Source organism: Desulforamulus reducens MI-1 (genome assembly GCF_000016165.1).
Classification (GTDB): Bacteria; Bacillota; Desulfotomaculia; order Desulfotomaculales; family Desulfotomaculaceae; genus Desulfotomaculum; species Desulfotomaculum reducens.
In genome coordinates, this window is record NC_009253.1 from 1,049,085 (window position 1) to 1,071,878 (window position 22,794).

Sequence of the window (22,794 nt, forward strand, 5' to 3'; positions counted from 1 at the left end):
GTTATTGTTTTGGAACAAATAAAATTATACAAATTATACAATAAGGAACTTGGGGAAGTATTAAGAACCAGGAATATTGATCAGCTTATTGAGTTCTGTAACAAATGGGCAACTAAAATTGAATTACAGTATTTAGCTGAACTTAAAAATCAACCAAGGGATTTTGCTGAATTAGTAATGCATCAAATGATACTTGCTAAAAAAGATATGCCTGAAGAGATAAAGCAAGAGTCTGAAGAGTGGATTAAAAAATACCGGCTTGCAAAGTATGGGTCTACTAATCCACTTACTGAGTTAGCAAGAGAAATGACGCTGGTTGCTAAGGAAAATCCAATCATTGAAGATACATTTGAGATGCCGCACAGCCGTCATTGGGTAGATCTACCATCTGGTTTAAGATTATGCTTTACATTAAAAAGATTACCTGACGAAATACCGTTTTGGCACTTATCTATGTCTAAGGAACAAGGGGGAATTTTGCAGGAAGAGATAGACAATTGTGTTGATGCGTTTTTTGATAAGGAAAGGGAAATTGATCACCAATCAGGCACAATTAATAACGGAGTTCTGCATTTCTTTCAAGATGCAGAATAGTGCTTAGCAACCCCTGGTTATACTTCATCCGTCGATTGTAACTATGAATATTCTAATTATTGGTAGTTTTATGTAAAATAATGTAATATTATAGTGAGTAATTAATAGGATGTGAGATAGTATGGAGTCATTGGTTTTGGAGTTGCAGCGTGAAGCATATCAACAGCAAACACCAGTATCTGTTTTGCTTAGAAAAGCATATACCTTGTCAAGAAAGTTGAAGGTGGAGGAATTTTCCAAATGGGTGGAATTGGAGTTAAATGGATATAAGGATGCTGAGGGTCTACCAGATTACAGAATATTACACGGTGAGATAAAAGCATTAAATCCTTATCATGGTTACATCCCGGCGTATTTCCATATTGAAATTGAGAAATTAATAAAAAAGAAGGATATATTATCACCACTTACTGAAGTTGAGCTATTGGTAAAACAAGGGGAGGAAAGTGGTAGAATGCTTATGTATAAATTTCCTTCTCATATTCAAATGATGTTTATGAAAATGACTGAAGTGGAATTTGAAGTATCCTTACATATCCCCGTATCTCAATTCAATAATATTCTGGATAAAGTTCGAAATATCATTCTTGAATGGACCTTAAAATTAGAAGAGGAAGGAGTATTAGGTGAGGGTATGACGTTTAGCGAAAAAGAAAAAGAAATGGCCGTAAAAAGCTCTGCACCTATAATAAACCATATTGGAACAATGATAAACTCACAACTCCAGCAAAACACGGAACACTCCACCCAATCACTGAAGTTAGAGGAATTCAAAGTGGAAAGCCTTCTTTCTTTAATCAGTAGCTTGGAGAAGTTTCAAGAAGAAGTACAAGATTCAGTAGTAAAACAAGAATTAGCCTCCGAAATTGAGGTTCTTCATTCACAAGTGAAGTCCCCTAACCCTAAACGTGGTATTATTAAAGAGGCCCTGAAATCGGTACGAAATATTGCGGAAGGTACAACAGGGAGTCTAGTTGCTACCGGCATTCTTCAGCAGGTAACCACGATTTTATCCACTTTGGGTAGTTAATAGATAAATAAAAAAGAATAATTACCTCCCGTTGTGCTACAATAGCACCAAACATTAGTTTGGATGGGTGGTGCGTCTATGGATTGTTCAAATTGTATTTATCACCGTCGAGTAAAATGGTCTAGCAAAGACATCCGTCTTGCCGGTTTAAAAATGAAGATCCGGTGGATGGTAACATATAGCGACAAAAAAGAATACGTTATATTAGATGGGAATAAAGTTTAGCAAGTCATTTTACCTCTGTGGTAAAGGACTTGCTGAACTTTATAATTAGAAAGAGAAAATCTTAAATCATAAAAATTTAGCAAGCAATAAATAGTGTTCTCTTAGGGGTTTTTTACGGGCTTTCTCCCAGCAGACAACAGTTTTTCTATGTACACCTAAAAGTTGACCAAAGTCCTGCTGAGTAAGATTTAACTTAATGCGGGATGATTTAATTCTTTTACCGTAGTCGGATGCGGTAAAAGACAAATATTCATCGTATAATAGTTTTGGATCAATTCCAATAGCCTCCGCTATTTTATTACATATCTCAAGAGATTCCTCACGTTGGTTGTTCTCATATCTTTTTACTGTACAAACATCTATACCGGCTTTTGTGGCTACATCTTCTTGAAGAAGACCATGAGCTAACCGGTAATATCTAATCCTACCGCCAACAGAATTCAAATCCGTTAAGCTTTTTAAAATATCCACACTTTGAGCGTAGTAAAATGTTTCCGTTATGGGAGAATTGCATTCTCAATACATCGGGCGGCATAGGTTGCTAGACGGGTGCCCTTATCAGCTTTAAAGGTATTAATGGCTTTAATTAATCCAATGGTCCCGATGGAGATTAAGTCATCCACATCTTCGCCAGTAGAATCAAATTTTTTCACAATATGAGCAACTAAGCGGAGATTTCTTTCAGTTAGGATATTCCTTGCCATTTCATCTCCTTCAGCCAATAATGCCAAATAACGAGCTTCTTCCACTTCTTTTAAGGGCTGGGGAAAAGTGTTGTTGGCAATATAAGAAACCAGTGCCATTACGCCGTTAACAACCGACAGGACAGTAACTGTCCAAAGGCCGGATAGCATCAATGAATCCCCCCTAATAATTGAGTCAACAATATATGTTATGAAGGGAACTCCATTTGGTGTCTGTCCTGTGCCGCAACAAAGGAAATGTTGTTTACAAAGTATGTTAAAATGGAAAAATAATTAGCTATTAGTGACATAAAAACCATAATTTGGAGCATTACTTAACCCGTGGTTTAAAGATAGTAGTAAATAGTTGGGACTGTTCTAAATGAAAAAATTCGACTTTTGAGTATTCGGGGGAAGTCGAATATAATGGAAATTAACAAAAATTACCTTTGGGATTTTGAAAGATTTAAAGGGGGTTCGGTAATACCTTGCCTTATGAACATTTGACTAATTCTAACTGGATGGTTTCATTTATGGAATCATTGGCTAGCTGATAAAAAAGGGGGGAATCTAGATAATGAACCTTTCTATAAGAGAGGGGTATAAAAATGGGAAATAAAATAAAGAGTTTTACAAACCAAAAAGATAAAAGCAAAATATCCTTCACCGAACTGTCTCTGCCCAAAGGGGGAGGAGCCATTAAAGGAATTGGTGAAACCTTTCAGCCTGACCCTTTCTCTGGTACTGCCAACCTTTCCATCCCTGTTCAAATGTCACCCTGCCGTGATTTCGAGCCGAAAATAAGTCTAAATTATAATTCGGGGACAGGCAATGGCATTTTCGGAATCGGTTTCTCTATTTCCATTCCCAACATTTCAAGGAAAACCGAAAAAGGAATTCCAAGGTATAACGACACAGATACTTTTCTTTTCTCAAACGCCGAGGATCTTGTATCTAAAATGGTAAAGAACCAAGAGGGAAGCTGGGTCAAGGAAGAAAGACATGTGGAAGAAAACAGAGTCGGTTGGAAAGTTCTCTCATACATACCTAGAATTGAGGGACTGTTTGCCCAAATAGAATACTGGCAGAATTCCTGGGAATCATTTTGGAAGGTAACCACCAAGGACAATACAACCTCCATTTATGGGCAAAGCGAAAATGCAAGAATAGCAGACCCTCACGACAATACTCGCGTTTTTAAATGGCTTATCGAAAAAACCTACGATGCCAAAGGAAATAAGATAGAGTATTTTTACAAACAGGAAGATAATGAAAATGCGCCGGACAATATCTGTGAAAAGAACCGGACATACGCAACAAATAAATATGTAAGCAGCATTAAATACGGCAACTATTTGGATGGCAAAGGTGAGGAAGCCTGGGCATTCGAAGTGGTTTTCGATTATGGACAATACGATATTTCAGACCAATACTTAAGCCAGCCCGGTTGCAACCCTTACATTCCTGCCAGGAAGTGGCCTGCCAGGCAAGACCCCTTTTCCTCTTACCGAAGCGGGTTTGAAATACGTACCTTGCGTTTGTGTCGGAATATTCTAATGTTCCACCATTTTAAAAAAGAATTGGGAGAAACACCCTGTCTAGTCAAGGCCACCCAACTGACATATAGGGAACCAGCGCAACAGTTACAGAATAGTAACAACCCTTTTACCAAAATACTTCAGCTTTCCCAGGTAGAATTGAAGGGTTTCAAAAGGAAAGAAAACGGCAGTTATCAATTTAGATCCATGCCGTCGCTTAAGCTTACCTATTCATGCCTGATGCCGGCAGGTGGAAAATTCGATACTTTGAAAGTTGGGAACAGTACGGCCGTGCCCGTAAGTACAGGGCAAATACGTTATAATTTTGTAGACCTTTATGGAGACGGCATCCCAGGCCTTTTATACAGCGACGATAAGGCCACGTTGTATTGGAAGCCCAAAGGTAATGGTGAATATGAGTATCCCGAACCAGCTGCACAATTTCCCATTGAAAAGGATTTAAAAAAAGGCGAATACACCTTGGTGAGCCTTGAGGGCAATGGCAGGCTTGACCTGGTGGTGGGTACCCCGCAAAGGGGCGGCTTTTATGAAGGTAATCCCGATGGTTCTTGGCATTCTTACCGAGATTTCGCAACCTATCCCCTGGATTTCACTAATTCCCATAAAGAGATGATCGATATGAACGGAGATGGTCTGGCAGATCTCTTGCTTTACGAGGATAATACCGCAAAGATTTATCCTTCATTGAAGAAAAAGGGTTACGGTATTCCTACAAGGGCCAGTCTGTCAGAGGATTATCCCACAACAAGCAACGGATATGCAGAAGAAGTCTTAAGTTATGCCGATATGTTTGGCGACGGCATGGCGCACCGAGTAAGAATCCGTAACGGCAGCGTTGAGTGCTGGCCCAATCTTGGGCACGGACGCTTTGGTAAAAGGGTATTGTTTGCAAATGCACCGCGTTTTGGGGATACTCTGGACGCTTCACGCCTGTTTCTTGCAGACTTGGACGGTACCGGTATGACAGATCTCATTTATGCTTATCCAGATAAAGTTCAGGTTTTTTTTAACCAGGGCGGCAACAGTTTTAGTCCCCCCCTATCCATACCTCTGCCTGAAACATATAGCAATCTGGACCAGCTCGGTTTTGCCGACGTGAAAGGTAATGGGACTGCCTGCCTGGTTTTTATTAAAACAGGCGCCAATGCAAAGCAATACTATTATGATTTTTCTGAAGGAACAAAGCCCTACCTTTTAACCGGCATTGATAACAATCTGGGGGCGTTAACAAACATAAAATATACCAGCTCGGTAAAGTATTATCTGCATGATAAAATGGCGGGCAAGCCATGGAAAACCAAACTTCCTTTTCCCGTCCAGGTGGTGGAAAAAGTAGAAAGCATAGACAAAATTTCTGGTCTAAAGCTAACAACCCAATACAAATACCATGACGGCTTCTACGATTCTGTGGAAAGGGAATTCCGAGGCTTTGGCTTTGTGGAGGAAACGGATAGCGAGGATTTCTTTACTTATGCGAAACCCGGTCTACTTGAGAACGTTGCATTTTATGGCCTAGAAGAGGAACACCATGTGCCGCCTGTCCTGACAAAAAGGTGGTATCATATCGGAGCCTGCATTGAAGAAGGGGTTGTGTCAAAACAGTGTGAAAAAGAATATTACCAGCAGGATAAAAGGGGCTTTTCAATACCCGATAGTACCTTTGATGATGTTGTCCGACAAGGTTGCGCCGAAACCCTAAGGCAAGCTTACAGGGCACTGAAGGGCCAGGTTATTCGAGAGGAGGTATATGCCCTTGATTATATTGAGGGTCGGACGGGCCATCCCTATACAGTAACCGAAACAAATTTTCATGTAAGGCTAATACAGCCATTAATAGGTGAGAATAGGGCAGTGTTTTCTGTTTATAAAAAGGAAACGGTTAGCTTTAATTATGAGCGTAATCCTAACGACCCGCAGATACAGCACGAATTTATTCTTGCTGTGGATGACTTTGGTAATGTAAAAAAGTCCTGTCGTGTGTTTTATCCCAGGCGCGCCACCCCCAAGGACGCAGTTTCGGTAGTTCATCCAGAACAAACCAAAATCAAAGCAATTGTGGATTTGCACTCTTTTATTAACAACAGTTTGGATTTTTGGTTGTTAGGCATTTCCTACGAAAGCAAAACACTGGAAATTGGCGCTTTGGATCTACAGGGACAAGCTTGTTTTAGCTTTACAAAAATAAAAGACCAGGTTGGCCGGGCCTTGCAAAACTGTATTAGAAACGATGAGAAGTTTTCTAGTGACAAAGTACAGGCCAGACTGCTTTCCTGGGAAAGAAATTATTTCTGGAATGAAGCCCAGGATGCACCTCTCCCCCTTGGGCAAATTACAGACAAGGCATTGTTGCATCACTCTGAAGAAGCGGTATTCTCTCAGGAACTGCTAAACACAGTATTTAATGGCAAAGCGACCATTGATATGCTGGAAAAGGAAGGAGGGTACGCCTTTCAAGAGGGATATTGGTGGAACAGGGGTCTGGTCCAGCATTATTTGAAGGACAGATTCTTGTTGCCGTGGAAAACAGAAAATTCTTACACTTCTTTCCCTTCATCCCTGTATGCTAAAGCAGTTTATGAATACGACCAGTATAGCCTTGCTCCTGTTAAAGCAACCAAGTTTATTACTGATAAAATAACAAATACTTCCAGTGCTTTGCTCGACTATACCATACTATTGCCCGTACAAATCACAGATATCAACGATAACGTCTCCCAGGCTTTTTTTGATCCTTTGGGTATGGTTATCGCCACATCTGTTTTTGGTACAATGGGCGGTAAACCAGCGGGAGATAGAGATTTAAAGGAATACAAGGCAATTCCCCAGGTGGACACGACATTTGACGATGTGCTTGCCAATCCCCATAAATACCTGCAGGATGCCACGACCTATTTCTATTACGATCTGTCTGCCTGGAAAAACAAAGGTCAGCCAGCTCGTTCAGTTCAGTTGACCAGGGAAACCCACGTCAGTGACCTAGCCGCTGGTGAAAAAAGTGGTATGCACATCCAAATAAACTATAGTGACGGATTTGGCAGGGAAATTGAAAAGAAACTTAAGGCTGATGCAGGGGAAGCTGTTTTAAGGGATAATGCAGGAAAACCCGTTTACGATGCAGCGGGCAAAATTGTTAAGGATTTTGCCCAGGATCGCTGGATTGTATCTGGCAGAACCGTTTACAACAACAAAGCCAAGCCTATAAAGCAGTTTATTCCCTATTTTTCAGCCACGCCAGATTATGAACTGCAGAAGGACATCGATCCCATTTTGCCCAAGCCCACAATAATTTATTACGATCCTTTGCTTAGGGTGGTAAAAACAGTGAATCCCAAAGGATTTTTTTCCAAAGTAGAATTTACGCCTTGGGAGGAAAAGCATTTTGATGAAAATGATACGGTAAGAGACAGTGTTTATTTTAAAAATTTTAAGGAAACTTATTCCAAAGACCCATCACAGGAGCAAAGGGATGAAAAGGATGCTCTGGATAAGGCTTCCCGTTCTTATAATACGCCGGATACAAAGGTTTTGGACAACACAGGTCAGACTTTCCTGGAAATTCGCAATAACCTGGGAGAGATAACGAAAGATATCCTTCAAGATATCGTCAAAGGGACAGAAGTAAATTGCCAAGAGTTGTGGGATGAACTTAAATCAAAAGGATATATTGAAACTGGTGACCCACCTTCGGCAATGGGTTGGGTGTCGGGCAAATTTCGTCCCTATTTTAAGGGGTTTATGTTGGGGCTAGATGGCAGGTACAAACAGTTTGAAGAAAAAATTATAAATTTGTTGAAAGAAAACTGTCTTACCACTTATCATGAATTGGATATTCAAGGAAATGTTCTCTTCTCTGTTGATCCGCGACTTTATTACTCCAACCTGAAGGATCATACGGACTATTACAACTTCAAATATGTTTATGACATGCAAAAAAAACCTCTCTCCGTAGACAGCGCCGACGCGGGTCTAAAGTTAAGTTTGTCCAACATCTTTGGTAATACAGTTCATTCCTGGGATAGCCGCGGTTTTCATACAAGAAAAATGTACGACAGTCTGCAACGTTGTGTTCAGATTGGCGTTGAAGGTAACGACGGACGAGGTCTTGTTTTGCATCAGGCGGTTGAAAAGTTTGTTTATGGAGAATTTTACGAAGAGAAAGAAGAAGCTTCAAAGGATAAGAATTTGCGGGGTCAAGTTTATAAACATTTTGACCAGGCCGGCGTTGTAACTTGCAATCTCTATAACCTGAAAGGTAAGGCAGTGCAAACGGACAGGCAGTTTCTGGCCGATTATAAAAAGGAAGCTAACTGGGATAATGTGAATAAATCCAGTCTGGCAGATGAGCTATTCAGCATTGGCTGCTCCTATGATGCCCTTGAAAGAGTTATTTCAGAAACAGCTCCTGATGGCAGCATTTACACGCATATTTACAATCAAGCTGGTTTGCTCCGGAAAGTTGTTGTGGCTTTCAAGGATGGCAGCGAAGAGGAGTTTATAAAGGACATCCAATACAATGCCAATGGCCAGCGTCTTAAAATAATTTATGGGAACGGTGTGACAACAGAATATTCTTATACAGATCCGGCCTTGCGTTTAACCGATATTTTATCATTGAAACCAGATAGTAATAACACAAAGGATTTCAAGGGTTGTCTCCTGCAAAAAATCCATTATACCTACGATCCGGTGGGCAATGTTACCAGACTGCGGGATAACTCATACCCCACTGTTTTTTACAATCAGCAAAAAGTGGAGCCCTTGAGCGATTATTCATACAACCCTTTATACCAGTTGGTCAGTGCCACAGGCCGCCAGCATCCCGGTATTTTTGACGGGAGTCACAGAGATGGGTTTAAACAAAGCAAATTTATACCCATCAAGTCTTCCAACCCCAATGATGGTACAAGTTTGGAGAACTACCGCCAGGACTATCAGTATGATGAGGCAGGAAACCTGACAAACATAAGGCATATTTCGTCATCGACCTCATGGACAAGGCAGCTTGACATATCGAAGGGTACCAACCGTACTGTTCAAATTGCTTCGTTAAACGGTGCAAAGAATTTCTTCAAAACGGCATACGACCCCTGCGGCAACATGCTAAATCTGGAAAACCTGGCCAGTATAAACTGGAGCTATAGAAATAACCTGTCTAGAGTGGACGTTATTTTAAGGGAAAACAACAGTTCAGACAGCGAATATTTTATTTATGACAGCAGTGGACAGCGGGTTAGAAAGGTGAGCGAACGCAAATGCGGCTCCCTCAGGGAAATAGAGGAGAAGCTTTATCTTGGTAACTTTGAAATTAAACGCATTAAAAAGAAATCGGATCATTTGGAATCGCAAATACTGGACAGACAGTCCCTTCATATTATGGATGGCAAAAGCCGCATAGCCATAACCGACATTTGGCTCAAGGATGACTTAAATCGGGAGACCGAAAAAACCATGGAGCGCAAGTTCCGCTATCAATTGAATAACAACTTGGGTTCAGCTTGCCTGGAAGTTGATGAAAAGGTAAACATAATAAGCTGCGAGGAGTACTTTCCCTACGGCGGCACTTCTTTCATTGCCGGAAGGGATAAGAGGGAAGTCAAACTGAAGGAGTACCGTTACTGCGGCAAAGAAAGGGACGACTCCACAGGCTTTTATTATTACGGTGCCCGCTACTACCTGCCCTGGTTGGGCAGGTGGATCAATCCCGACCCAGCTGGAACGGTGGATGGGCTTAACCTGTATTCCTTTGTAAAGGGAAATCCTGTTAACTTTATCGACACAAGCGGTAAGGTAGGCGGTTCCTGGTTGCACTTGCTCTATGGAGGTCTCACGGCCCTTGCGGTTGGACTGATTGGTGGGGCCGCCGTAGGTACGGGGGACTATGCCTCCCCGGTTGTGGCCGCCCTGGCAGGCTTGGCCGGTATGCTTTTTAACAAAGATAAAAGTGCATTAGGTGCTCTGGCCATTGCTGGGGCAGGTGCCATAGGTTCAGCCGTTGGCGGCTATGTTGGCAGGGGGACGATGTCTAAATTAAAAGAAAAAGACTGGCAGACCACATCTGTGGCCAGAACGGGCCTAGTGGCCTCCGGCTTAACCGGGGGAACAATCGGTTCCCTGGGAGTATTGGCTGTACAGGCAGTCACCAGGCAGTTTAATACCCATAATATCCTAATGGGAGCCATTGCAGGTTTTGGCGGGGGAATTCTGGCTTCGGGTGCCCAATTTGGTTTATTTAAGCCTGGCGATGCAAAAGTGCCAACCATGCCTGTACGAGCAGAATTAAAAGACCTATTACCTTATCAAACCCGAGCTTTTGATAGGCATTACCTGGAACTTAATCCTAATCCTGAAGAATTAATTACCAATCTTAAACCAAAACACTTTACAGTTATTGACGAGGAAACACAGCAAAGGGTCAAGTGCGACTTAGTAGCAGTCCATGGATATCCGCGATTCTCCTTTGTCCAATCGGTGCATGGCGATTACAATCAGTATATTGATAAGGAAAAACTGGTCCAACTTTTGCAGCAGGCTGGTTTTCCCCATCAGGATTCAACCACAGGAAAAAATATACCCATTAAACTTGCTACCTGCTTTGGTGGTTTCTGGGAGAGCTGGTTCAGTACAGCGCAGTTGGTTGCTGACAAGCTGGGGACGGAGGTGTATGCCCACCGCTGGCCGGTCACTGTTGCCCAACAGAGTCCATGGAAAAAATTTACTCCTAATTAATACAAATAAGACTTAATCGGTTAACTAATTCTTTCAACCATTAACAAGGAGGAGGGGAAAAAGCTGAACCTTAATACGCTCAAACTAAAAGGGATGGAAAGTTTCCAAGAACAAAACCCCCAATTCAATATCCTTGACTTCAATTTTCATAATGAAGAACAGCTAGCCAATCTAAAATGGGATGGGACAGATAAAAAGACGCTGTTGAGGAATTTGCAGGCTTATCAGCGTCTATTACGAATTTATCCCGATGTTAACGCCGCACAAACCTTGCAAGAACAGGGTTTTGATTCTGCTTTTAAAATAACTGCTTTAAGCAGAAATCAATTTGTCAAGGAATTGGGACCGCTGTTGGGTGAGCAGGGAGATGCCAAGGCAGAGAAAATCCATAGCCGGGCGGAAAACAAAAAAAATCAGGTAATGCATACCTGGGCGGCGGCTCAAAATATTACCTCGCCACATTTCAAAGCCATGAGGGTCAATAGTATTAACAGCGGTGTCAATGCTTTTTTTGAAAGAATGCCCAGCTATCAAGACATCTTCGGCAGTTTGGATTACTGTCAGTGCGAGCATTGCAAGTCAATATTTGGTCCGGCGGCCTATTTTGTCGACCTAATGCGAATTACCGAAAAATACGTTAACAAGCCCAATGAAAAGACCATACCGCCGGGCATGAAACTATCTGACAGAAGGCCCGACTTGACCAAAATCAAATTGATCTGTGAAAATACCAATGGCACCATGCCTTACCTGAGAATTGTTAATGAAAGGCTGGAAGACCTGGTGGGCAGGACCTTAAAGGAAAGAGACAACCTTTATCAAACCCTGGCCAACCAATACTATCCCTTTAATCTTCCCTTCCAGCTCCCCCTGGAAAGGATACGCCAATATTTGCAAAGACTAAAGACTGAATTGTGGCAAATTTATGATGCTTTTGCTTCTTCTGATAAAAATAAGGCGGCAGAATACCTAAAATTGTCAACGGAAGAGTGGCAGCTTTTAACCAGCGAGAATACCAATGAGGATAAATTAAAAGAATATTATGGCATAGCCGATTTAAGCCGATTAACGGATGCTGCAACCTTTTGCAACCAGACAGGGCTAACGTTCAAGCAACTACGGGATTTATTGTACCAGAATCTTTCCGAAGAAGAAGTTGAGCAAGGCATTGCCAAGCAGTTCTTTATCAACCAAGGACTGCCCAATTATCTCCGTATTGAGGCCGCAGGAGAAAAACAGGTAATAAAAAATCTCAACAACACAGCCCTTGACCGACTGCACCGATTTCTGAGGCTCGTCAGAAAAACGGGCTGGACCTATGCTGAACTGGATTGGTCCCTCCACTGCGTGAAAAAAGGAATACCAGCCCTAGATGATAGTGCCTTGGCCGGGCTTGCCGGCATCAAGGAACTGGCAAGCCAGCTGAATGTTTCAACAGCCGACGCCTGTGCCTTACTTTTTGACCTTAAATCCTATGGTGTGGGAATTGACCCGGCAAATTCTGCAGCACCCTTTGACCTCGTCTTCAATGGTGCCGGTGTAAAAACATACAGGCCTAAGTATCCATGGAACCCCATGTATACACAGGATGTTATGCAGTGGCAGGTTGCGGCCGATGATGATGCAAACCGTAACCTAGCTGTTCGTATGGCCGCAGCTGTGGCACTGTCCCAGGATCATGTAAAATTGCTTGCTCAAAAGCTTTTTGGCACAGAACAGCCGGTTAACATGACGGTGGAAAACCTTTCCTTGCTTTACCGCCATGCCAAGTTGGCAGCTTTGCTAACACTGCCTGTTCCCCAATATCTAAAATTTATTGCTTTATTGATTGATGATGTATGCCGCTTCACCGCCGGCAGTATAATGGAGACTGTCCAAACTGCCAGTCTCCTGCGCCGTTCGGGTATGAATGTTTTTGACCTTGACTATATCGTAAACGGCATGAATAGCCCCTTTGTCGACACTTCCTACAGGGAGCAAGATGTCGAACCATGGCTAAAAACCCTTCCTGCACTGGTTAAGAGCGCTGCCCTGCCAGCTGGGGAGCAGCAAAGTGAGCAGGAGAAAAAAATCATTGAACAGCTTGCTATTTTCTTTGGTGCCCGGACAGAGCAAATACAGGCGTTGCTTTCCCTTACAGGGCATACCGCGCTGGTTCCGATCTTCTTGGATGCAACCAAAAAGGAAGAGGCCAAAGGCATTATTAAAGATGTGGCGAGACATCTGGTGTTAGTTCGCAAACTTAACCTCAAGGTCCAGGAAATTGAAAGCATCCGGCAACATCCGGCAAGCTACGGTATCAAAAATCCAACAAGCCTAAGTCCCTATGACATAATCAAGCTTATTCGTTTTAAAGAACTTGCAGCCAGCTATGACGATCCCCAGGACCATCTAACAGCCTATATGAATGCAGCCAATGAAGCCGAGGCATCCCAGGAGATGGCCGCCCTGACTGGACAAGAGGAAGGGCAAATCACAATTCTGTGGGCACTATTTAAGGATGCAAATCGTATGGACATCCTATATAAAATTTACCGAGTATGGGAACTGATCCAACAAACCGGTACCAATCTTTCCTTCCTGCAAAGCTTAAATAACCTGGCTGGCAAAGGTGTGACGGGGAGTTGGGATACCTATGTTTCAGCGGCAGACAGTCTGATTACCGCAGTTAAGGCTCGTTATACAAATGAAGTATGGAATAAACTTTACGAGCAGCTAGAAGGAGAAGAGCAAGAAAACAAGCGTCAAGCCCTTATTGGCCTAGCTATTCATCAATTATCTCAAAATGAAGAAACCCAATGGATAAAAAACACCAGGAATTTGTATGAGTATCTATTAATTGATGTTGAAATGAGCGGCTGTGCGCAAATTTCCTATATCAAGGAGGGGCTTAATGCTGTCCAAATCTACCTAAGCCGCTGCCGTAAACAGTTGGAACCGGGGGTAGAGGATTTCTCTGTTCCTGAAATATGGTGGGAATGGATGATGAACTATCGGGTTTGGGAGGCTAATCGAAAGATTTTCCTATATCCCGAAAACTACATTGAACCTGCCCATAGAAATTCCAAAACCCGTCTTTTCAAAGAACTGGAGAATACCCTCAAGCAGGGTGATATCGATAACAAAACGGTGGAAGAAGCATATAAAAAGTATTTAGATGGTTTTGCTGAGCTGGCCAAGCTGGTATACGTGGACGCATATTACTGCAATGTCAGTGATGAAAAAAGGGAAGACGCACCCACGCTCTTTTTGTTTGCCCGGACACAAACCCAACCCTACACCTATTATTATATTGTTCGTGAAAGTGACGGAACCTGGTCAGAATGGCATAAAATTAACATTACAATTAATTCCGAATATATTACGCCTGTCTATGTATTTAACAGGCTGTTTGTATTCTGGGTTGAACTTAAGAAAAACGAGGATAACCAAGAAGCAGGCAAAAAAATCACCCAGCACAAGGCATCCATTAAATATACCTTCTATAACTTTAGTGGCGACTGGATCCAACCCCAAACACTGGTGGAGGACATGGTTATATCAGTTCAGGGCGGCCCGCAGTTGCCCGGTTATAACGGCCTATTTTCAGCCAGCCTTTTTGATATAGACCAGCTATGGTGGAAAAAAGTCTATGCCTTAAAGCTAGAAAAGGGCCGCTACTGGATGCTTGGTGCCGGGGCCAATAAATTTGAAAAGGTGATGCTGCTTTACGGTCCGCTGCTTAATACCAGTGATTTCGGTGGCTGGACACCACCGGACTTCAGCAAGTCGCCTGTCAAGGACTCCTTTGCCTTTGGACTGTATCAAACAGCTAAAAATTTCAAGGTTGTGAAGGATTACGGTTACGAAGGATGTCTGCCGGTATGCAAGCCTGTTGTCATTAACGATGACCTTGAAAAGGGGTTTATTGCTAATCCCGATGAATTCCTTTTTATAAGGAAAGATTCTGCTGATAGCATAACCTGCTTTAGACCAAAAATTGATAGTACCTCCGGCTGTTTGAACTTGTTGGACTCGGAAAACATTATTTGTGACAATTTCAGCGAACAACAAATAATGGATACTTTAGGAAAAGTATGCCTGGCTTCGGGTACGACCTGCCTTTCTACCGCCATGAGAAACAAGAAATACGAAATTTTTACGGTCAAAAATCATCCGGCTGCCTTTGTTTTTAAAGGAGAAAAGGAATCTTTTCTGCTGTGTGATCCTGATAAAAATTTACTGTCAATCAGCCGTGGTATTTATAACTCGGATACCCTTTTCAAAGCGGATTCCTTTGTGTCTTCTGCGGTGGATATTCAAAAAGAAGGCTCGGAGACCCTTTTCAATCAACTTGTGCAATATGGTTATCTTAGCCAACAGGGGATCATTTCCACCGATACATTGTTGAGAGACCTGGTAAAAGATCTTAATGACATTTTTTATGATCAAGCCCAAAAGGACGATAAAGTGGCGGCTGTGAAAAATATACTTATGCACAGGCCCCTCATCAAGCCTAATTCATTTGTATCAGCCGATGTAAAAATTGAACAAAGTGGTTCCACAGCCCTTTTTAACCAACTCATGAAATATGGTTATCTAGACAAAAACGGACGTTTGGATGCGGATATTGATTTCTATACCCTTTCACAGGACGTTGCCAGTATGCTGCAAGGACAGCCCGACCAGGACAAAAAGGTTCGTTTTGTGGTGGATACCTTGTACCGAAGCGCCTTTCCAACTTCTGTAGGCTTTTTTGTGGGCAAAGAGCCGGCTTACAGTGTCTGTGACTTCAAATTCAAAGCCACCCGGATGACTACGGCAGCTGTACACAAGCTAAGTACGGCATTGTTTACTGGTAGCATAGACAAACTTCTAAGTCTGGAATCCCAGCAAATACCTGTTGAAAGCGAATTGCCCTTTCAAAGATTCCACTTCAGCGAACCTAAAGTTGAAGTGCCCGAAGTTTTGGACGGTACTCAAGTGGACTTTTTTGGTACTTATGGCCTGTATTATTGGGAACTGTTTTTCCATGCACCGCTGTATATTTATAAACTTTTGCAGACCAATCAAAAATTCCAGGATGCTGAAAAATGGATTAAATATATTTTTAATCCGACTCTGCCGCAAAATCCTGTCAGGGAAGATACCTTCCAGACTTCCAGACTAGGCATCCGTGACTCTCGGGCAATCTACAAAATATTGTGTGACCAAGGTATTATTACTGCGGAGGGTATGGTAAGTCCATCATTTACCAGGAAAACACCCTTGAACACTTACTTGAAAACTATTTTGAATCAGGAACAGATTGAATCTGTAAAGAATATATTGTTGAATTACAAGATAAGCAATCAGGTGGCACACTTTTGGCAATTCCAGCCCTTTCGTAACCATACATTGGAATCATTGCTTGACCAGTTGAAAAACCCCGGTGAGATTGCAGCTTATAATAATACTCCCTTCGACCCCCATGCCATTGCCCGGCTTAGGATAGGAGCCTATGAGAAAATGGTGGTCATGCAGTATATAGATAACCTGCTGGAATGGGGTGACTCGCTGTTTGCCCGGTATTCATGGGAATTCATCACGGCAGCTACACTGCTTTATATATGTGCCTATAACCTGCTGGGAGAAAGGCCTGAAAACATGGGACCAGCTAAAACGCCTACACCAGTGACCTTTCAAGATATTTTCCAAAAATACCAGTACGATATTCCCCAATTTCTTATCGATCTGGAGCATGTAACGGGCCAGCATCCTCCGGATACAGCGGGTACACCCTTTAATGAATTTGATGCTTATTTTTGTGTGCCGGAAAACACGGAGTTCATAGGTTATTGGGACAGAGTGGAAGACAGGCTCTATAAAATCCGGCATTGTCTTAATATTGACGGTGTCAAACAGGCACTACCGCTGTTTCAGCCGCCAATAGACCCGGCTCAATTGGCCCGTTTTGCTACGGCGGAAAGCGATATTCTTTCAATAATTTCCCACGGCAAAACCGACGTGCCCCACTACCGTTTTAACCATATGCTGGAGAAAGCCAAAGGCATGGCAGCCACTCTTTCCCAGCTGGGCAGTAGTTTGCTTTCGGTATTGGAGAAAAAGGACACAGAGGCTTTGACTCTGCTGCGCTCCACCCATGAAAAGAATATTCTCAATCTGACAACGCTGACCAAAGAAAAGCAGCTTGAGGAAATCAATGAAACAATAGAGTCACTTCGGCAAAGCTGGAGCAGTGCCCAAAACCGTCTGCAGCATTACCAGAGCTTGTATGATGAAAACCTCAATGCGTTGGAAAATACCAGCCTAAACCTTATGCAATCTTCAGTGGGCTTACAGGTTGTGTCAAGCTGTATACGTGGTCTATCGGTGGCAGGTTACTTAACGCCCAATATCTATGGCTTTTCCAACGGGGGTATGGACTTTGGTCAAGCCATCAATGCTGGTGCTCAGGTTATCGATGTAACGGCTGGCATCATGAGCCAGACCGCGGGTGTTATCGCTACGGGCGCCCAGTATGTACGCCGCCGGGAAGAATGGAAGATCCAGTGTGATATTGCTCGGTACGAGGTGCAACAGATCGAAAAACAGATATCAGCCAACCAGGCACGGCTGGCCTATATGGAAAGAGAACTGGAAATTCATCAGAAGAACATCCAACAGGCTGACGAATATGAATTGTTTATCAAAAACAAGTTCACCAACCAAGACCTCTATCAATGGATGATTGGTCGTATTGCCAGTGTTTACTTTCAGACCTATCGAATGGCCCTTGATACGGCCCTGGCTGCCCAAGCAGCATACCAGAACGAACTGTGCAGGGATGATCAGTTCATTGCATTTGATTATTGGGATAGCCTGCATAAAGGGCTTTTGACCGGAGAAAGCCTGTTGCTCTCTTTAAGTCAAATGGAGAAGGCCTATCTGCAAAATAACGTACGCCAGTTGGAAATTGAAAAAACCATCTCCCTACTGCATTTAGATCCACAGAGTTTCATGGCATTTAAGTGGGGTATCAACGGGGCTGAAATAGGAAAACTTACCTTCGAACTGAGTGAAAAGCTCTTTGACTTTGATTTTCCCGGCCACTATCGCAGGAAGATAAAATCCATTTTGGTTACTATTCCTGCCATCATGCGGCCCTATCAAAACATCAATGCCACCCTGGTGCAAAACAGTAACAAAATTGTTCTGAAGCCTGATATAAAGGCCATTGAACACGTTATGGAGCCGGCCACTTATCCGGATTATCCCGATGGCTCCCTGCGTGAAAACTGGTTGCCGAACCAGCAGATAGCCATTACCCGTGGCGTTGATGACAGCGGTCTTTTTGTGCTGGATTTTCGTGATGAACAATACCTGCCCTTTGAAGGAACGGGAGCAGTATCCCGCTGGACCTTGCACCTGCCTCCCGAATCCAACAGAATTGATTTTAACACCATATCCGACATTATCCTTCAAATAAAATATACCGCCCAAGATGGGGGAGAAAATTTAGCCAACCAAGTGAAAGCTTTGCTTTATGCCGATAACCCACCATATCCCTATTCATTGGCCAAGTGTGTTGATCTGAAGCAAAGCTATCTGGCAGAATGGCAAAAATTTATCAATAGCTGGCCCTCGGGGGGGCTGCAGCAGATTTCTTTCCCCATTAACGATGAAATGATTTTGCCAAATTTGAAAGATGTACAAATAAGTACAGCCACTGTTCTTCTGCAAACCCCGGCAGGGATTGAGGTATCTGATAGAGACAGTACCAGCCAATTTGTTTATTTGAAGACCGGAGATAAAGATCGTCAACCGGTGCCGATCAATAACAATATCGGCAGTATAGTCTTGTCCAAGACCCTTCCAATAAAGGAGAACTGGCTTCTGGAACTGGATACGGCCCGGCTGCCCGCTGTGCTGCTGGACAAAGGGGTGATCAACCCGCATGTTTTATTGGACATGGTAGTTCTTATTGGCTATGAGTCCAACGTATTTAACAAGCCCAAGAAAAATTAAAATATAAAAATTAACAAGGAGGCGTAATAATGGGTTGGGAAAATTGTGTAGCTAACATCAGAACCACCCTTGATCGAAATGCAAAGGAAGTTAATGAAGTAAACTGGTCTGCAATAGACCAGGATGCTCTGGATAACGATACATTTAGAAATGGGTCACCCTTCTCTCTGATATGTCCAAGCAGGCATTGCACGGATTTTGCCGATATTTCTCCCCAGGCCCATAGGATTTGTCGTTGCGAGGATATGAACGGCAATCCGATACCTAATTGCGAACCTAAAGACTATTTGTATCCTTATCCGTCTCAGGTTTGTTTAAACATAGACAATCCAAGTGATTATAGTGGTAAAAGAAGTCGGGCTTGCACTAGGCAGGGGGACAGTTACTATCAACTTACCTGTCACTGCTGCTGCTCCTGCTTTGCATATGGAACCAAGATAGGTACCCCCAACGGGCACAAGAAAATAGAAAAGTTTGCAGTGGGTGATTTGGTCTTGGCAGCTGGTATCGAAACCAGTGCCGGAGGGATAAAATTAAATTGGTCACCGTTGAAAGTGTCTTTTAGTTCTGGTACAGGGCCTGACAGCCACCAGCCTGCCATGGTATATATAAGGCACGGCGATACGGGTTCCATTATAGTTACGCCGGATCATTTATTTCTTATGCCTAATGGAAAGTTGAAAAGGGCAGATCGGCTGGTGCCCGGAAAAGATCAATTGGTTTCATACGAAGGTCGGCCCGTGCCCGTTCATGAAGTGAGTATAGGAGAATATGAAGGCGGTGTTCATCACATTGCCACCCAAAAGAATTTTACAGGGGATTTGGATGGGCACCTGCTTTTATCTGAAGGGGTGGTTTCCGGTGATTTCAATCTCCAGATTCATGCTACGGAATTAAAAGAAAAGTATTTTATAGTGGATCATGACAGTTATCCCCAAATTGGCACCAAGGAATATATAGAACAAAATAACGAGTTGGTACAGGGAAGCTATTTGAATTTTCAGGTTGCCGGCCTAAACGAAAGCAATACGGCACCTCAACCCCTGAAATATTTCGTTCATGGACAAAAAGTCTCGTATATTCCCGAAACTGCGGCAAAATACTTGAGCAGCTTACAAGAAATCGATGTCAATGATAACGCGGAAAAGCGCAGCTTTTCCGAAATGAACATGGGAAATGCTGCGGTTAATTACGTCCTTAAACTGTTCAGAGGATTTTATTCAAACATCATCTTCCATCATGACATTGCCCGCCTTGAGCCCAATGCATATGCCTTTAACCAGTATGGAAAGGATATAGTTGTCCTGTCTGGGGGACTGAGCAGGATTAAAAACCTGCAAATGGAAGGCCTGGCGGTAATATTAAGCCATATGGTCACAAGACTTCAGAAAAGTGATCCCCTTGACTATAATGGTTATACTTCCGTAGCCATGGCAGACTATTACAGCCCCAGTGTATTGCAGACAGTCCTGTTTGACAAGCTGTATGCCGATGTCCTTAAAGAAGGCGTAAAACAGATTGAAGACAACATCTTTTCCAATATAGACAAAAAGCATGCTGCCTTTGAGGAAGATCCATATACTCCCACTTGGGAGACTCGTCTGGATTCCCTAGATGCAGGCTATGCCATGGATTTCCCGCCTGAGGAAATAGGCGGACCCGTATTCCAGGGATTAAAGCTACAGGGTGCTGAGGCCTTTTCAGCGGTGCTAACCCAGGATTCCTTTATAGCCGGCGATATTGACTCGGCAGTTTCTCGGCAGGTCTTTGAAATGTTAAAGAAAAACAAAGTTCTGGACGAACAGGGAGTTTTAAGTAGCAAATTCAGCATTGATACTGACCTTGACTTTTTATTCAAAGAAAAGCCAAAAAATCTCAAGAGATACCTTACGGAAGGGGTTCGCTATATGCTTATGCATGAACATGCTAAAATCCGCCTGACCTTCAATTTACCGATGTCTGCAGCAAGGGTATCTGCTGTCAGCAACTATGAGCTAGAGCCCGAAACCAGTATTTTTCATGCCGAAGTAGATGAAAAGGATGCCTCTGTCCTATGGCTGGCAGCTCCATTACAGAGAGATAAAGAATATACTTTGACTGTTTCCAATTATTTTACATCCCAGGACGGATCGACTCTTGACCCTAAATATAATAGCATCAAAGTTAAACTTAGTTAGTTATCTGATTATATTATTCACTAAAATACACTAATAATTTACCCAAAATGGGTGGCTTACACCTGCTATTTTTGGTTTCTGTTAATTTTCGTCATAAAACTCGGAGAGGTACGCTTAAAGTGCCTCTTTAAGCTATCTTTTTATTCTATAAGAAAACATAAAACTTCCGATATACATAAGGGTCAGATGCCGAATACCGTTTTGAAAGAAAGAGGGATACCTATGGAATCAGCGATGCCAGCCAACAGCAAACTGATAAATCAAAAAATAAAATTTGGCAAACTTTTAGGGTTAAAAGGTGCGGTTTCCTCTGAAGTATTATATGCCGCCAAAGGTAATGCAGAGTATCTTCACAATTTAATGATATCCAAAAATAAGCCAGAATTCATGCACTATCTTTTGAAAAATCCCGTACAAACTAATATTAACCCGACTGAACAAGAGATTGTAAATTTTGTTGAGGAGTTAGAAAGGAAATTATTCCATCAGGAACAAAAGCAGTCTTATGAAAGGCGGTACGGTATTTTTTTTGAACTGGACCCCAAAAAAGATTCCAGAGCCGAACCCTGCAAGTCCTGGGCCCCAATAAAGACCCCTGACTTTCGGGAGGTATACCTTGACCATAATGCCACGACCCCCGTCCGTCCCGAAGTAGCAAGTGTATTGTTGAATTATTATTCCGGCAAGTACGGTTTCGGTAATCCAAGCAGCAACACAGTACAGGGTTCCTACGCAGCAGCCCTTGTCAGCGAGGCCAGGCAGCGGATTGCCAATTGTCTCGCGGCATCTCCCAGGGAAATCATTTTTACTGGTTCAGGCAGCGAAGCCAACAACCTTGCTATAAAAGGGATTGCCTTTAAGGATTTAGATAAAAAAGGACATCTTATTACCAGTAAGGTGGAACATCCTTCTGTACTTAGAGTCATGGAATACTTAGAAACCATAGGGTTTTCGGTTACATATCTTGCTACAGATAAATACGGCCAGGTTTTGCCAAATTCAGTAAAACAGGCCATAAGAAAGGATACACTTCTTGTGTCCCTTATGGCAGCTAACAATGAGATCGGGACCATCAATCCCCTCAGAGAAATCGGGCAGATTTGTAGAGAACGTAACATTCTCTTTATGGTTGATGGCATTCAGGCCTTCGGCAAGATACCCCTTAATCCCAAAGAAATGGGGATATCCCTACTGTCTTTTTCAGGACATAAAATTTACGCCCCCAAAGGTATTGGTGGCTTATATGTGGAAAAAGGTATTTCTCTTATTCCGCAGGTGCACGGAGGTGGTCAGGAGTCAGGCATCCATTCGGGAACTGAAAACGTGGGTTCTATTCTTGCCCTTGGCAAAGCGGCAGAATTGGCCCACGGGGAAATGGAAAAAGAGAGGGTGCGGTTTCTTGAACTGCGAAGCTTCTTTCTTGACGGTCTTAAGGAAATTGAACCGTGTTTCATTCTATACGGTTCTTTGGAAAACCGTATCCCCAACAATTTAAGCATTGGCTTCCCCGCTGTGGACAGCGGTGCTTTACTGCGCAGTCTCAATAGGATTGGTATCAGTGTTTCGGCAGGGTCAGCCTGCAGTTCAAAAAAGTTCAAGAATTCCTATGTATTGGAAGCGATAGGTGCAGATACAGAGAAGTATGCCACAATTCGTTTTGGCTTTGGATTACAAACAAAAGAAGAAGATGTAGCGTATCTCCTCAAATACCTGAAACAGATTTTGAATTTGATAAAAGAAACCAAATAACTGCCTGCTGACAGTATTAAAGCTATTATTGCCCAACGGTGTTTTAATGTGAGAACTGCGGGGAA

General features: G+C 42.8%; 8 protein-coding genes. 6 read left to right on the top strand and 2 right to left on the bottom strand.

Features of this window, described 5'->3' with window-relative positions; genetic code table 11:
- Positions 1-9 precede the first annotated feature (9 nt).
- Together DRED_RS05400 and DRED_RS05405 are read left to right on the top strand one after the other, a co-directional pair.
- Positions 10-594 carry a hypothetical protein gene (locus DRED_RS05400; RefSeq protein ID WP_011877358.1) on the top strand — a complete coding sequence of 195 codons (585 nt, stop codon included), beginning with the start codon at positions 10-12 and terminating at the stop codon, positions 592-594.
- A 136-nt stretch (positions 595-730) separates the two neighbouring features.
- Positions 731-1,624 (top strand): AbiTii domain-containing protein, encoded by an 894-nt coding sequence (locus tag DRED_RS05405; RefSeq protein WP_011877359.1) that lies wholly within the window; start codon positions 731-733, stop codon positions 1,622-1,624.
- Between the two features lie 291 nt (positions 1,625-1,915).
- On the opposite strand, the gene DRED_RS17830 is transcribed toward DRED_RS05405, so the two are convergent.
- Together DRED_RS17830 and DRED_RS05415 are read right to left on the bottom strand one after the other, a co-directional pair.
- Complete coding sequence (locus DRED_RS17830) at positions 1,916-2,320, bottom strand: helix-turn-helix domain-containing protein (RefSeq protein WP_011877360.1); 405 nt, start codon at positions 2,318-2,320, stop codon at positions 1,916-1,918.
- 26 nt (positions 2,321-2,346) lie between these two features.
- Positions 2,347-2,703: a sigma factor gene (locus DRED_RS05415; protein ID WP_011877361.1), complete on the bottom strand. Its 357-nt coding sequence runs from the start codon at positions 2,701-2,703 to the stop codon at positions 2,347-2,349.
- Positions 2,704-3,140: 437 nt separating this feature from the next.
- On the opposite strand from DRED_RS05415, the gene DRED_RS05420 reads away from it, so the two are divergent.
- The 4 genes from DRED_RS05420 to DRED_RS05435 all read left to right on the top strand — a co-directional run bounded on the left by DRED_RS05420 (position 3,141) and on the right by DRED_RS05435 (position 22,729).
- Positions 3,141-10,817 (top strand): SpvB/TcaC N-terminal domain-containing protein, encoded by a 7,677-nt coding sequence (locus DRED_RS05420; RefSeq protein ID WP_011877362.1) that lies wholly within the window; start codon positions 3,141-3,143, stop codon positions 10,815-10,817.
- A gap of 93 nt (positions 10,818-10,910) precedes the next feature.
- Positions 10,911-18,803, top strand: coding sequence for a Tc toxin subunit A-related protein (locus DRED_RS05425; RefSeq protein WP_011877363.1), 7,893 nt, complete (start codon positions 10,911-10,913; stop codon positions 18,801-18,803).
- Between the two features lie 29 nt (positions 18,804-18,832).
- Positions 18,833-20,980 carry a Hint domain-containing protein gene (locus tag DRED_RS05430; RefSeq protein WP_011877364.1) on the top strand — a complete coding sequence of 716 codons (2,148 nt, stop codon included), beginning with the start codon at positions 18,833-18,835 and terminating at the stop codon, positions 20,978-20,980.
- Between the two features lie 222 nt (positions 20,981-21,202).
- A complete protein-coding gene (locus tag DRED_RS05435; protein ID WP_011877365.1) occupies positions 21,203-22,729 on the top strand; it encodes a cysteine desulfurase family protein in 1,527 nt (508 codons plus the stop codon).
- Positions 22,730-22,794: the final 65 nt, after the last annotated feature.

Coding starts and splice junctions, on each gene's coding strand:
- DRED_RS05415 (WP_011877361.1), bottom strand. CDS start 2,703: ATGCTATCCGGCCTTTGGACAGTTACTGTCCTGTCGGTTGTTAACGGC.
- DRED_RS05420 (WP_011877362.1), top strand. CDS start 3,141: ATGGGAAATAAAATAAAGAGTTTTACAAACCAAAAAGATAAAAGCAAA.
- DRED_RS05425 (WP_011877363.1), top strand. CDS start 10,911: ATGGAAAGTTTCCAAGAACAAAACCCCCAATTCAATATCCTTGACTTC.
- DRED_RS05430 (WP_011877364.1), top strand. CDS start 18,833: ATGGGTTGGGAAAATTGTGTAGCTAACATCAGAACCACCCTTGATCGA.
- DRED_RS05435 (WP_011877365.1), top strand. CDS start 21,203: ATGGAATCAGCGATGCCAGCCAACAGCAAACTGATAAATCAAAAAATA.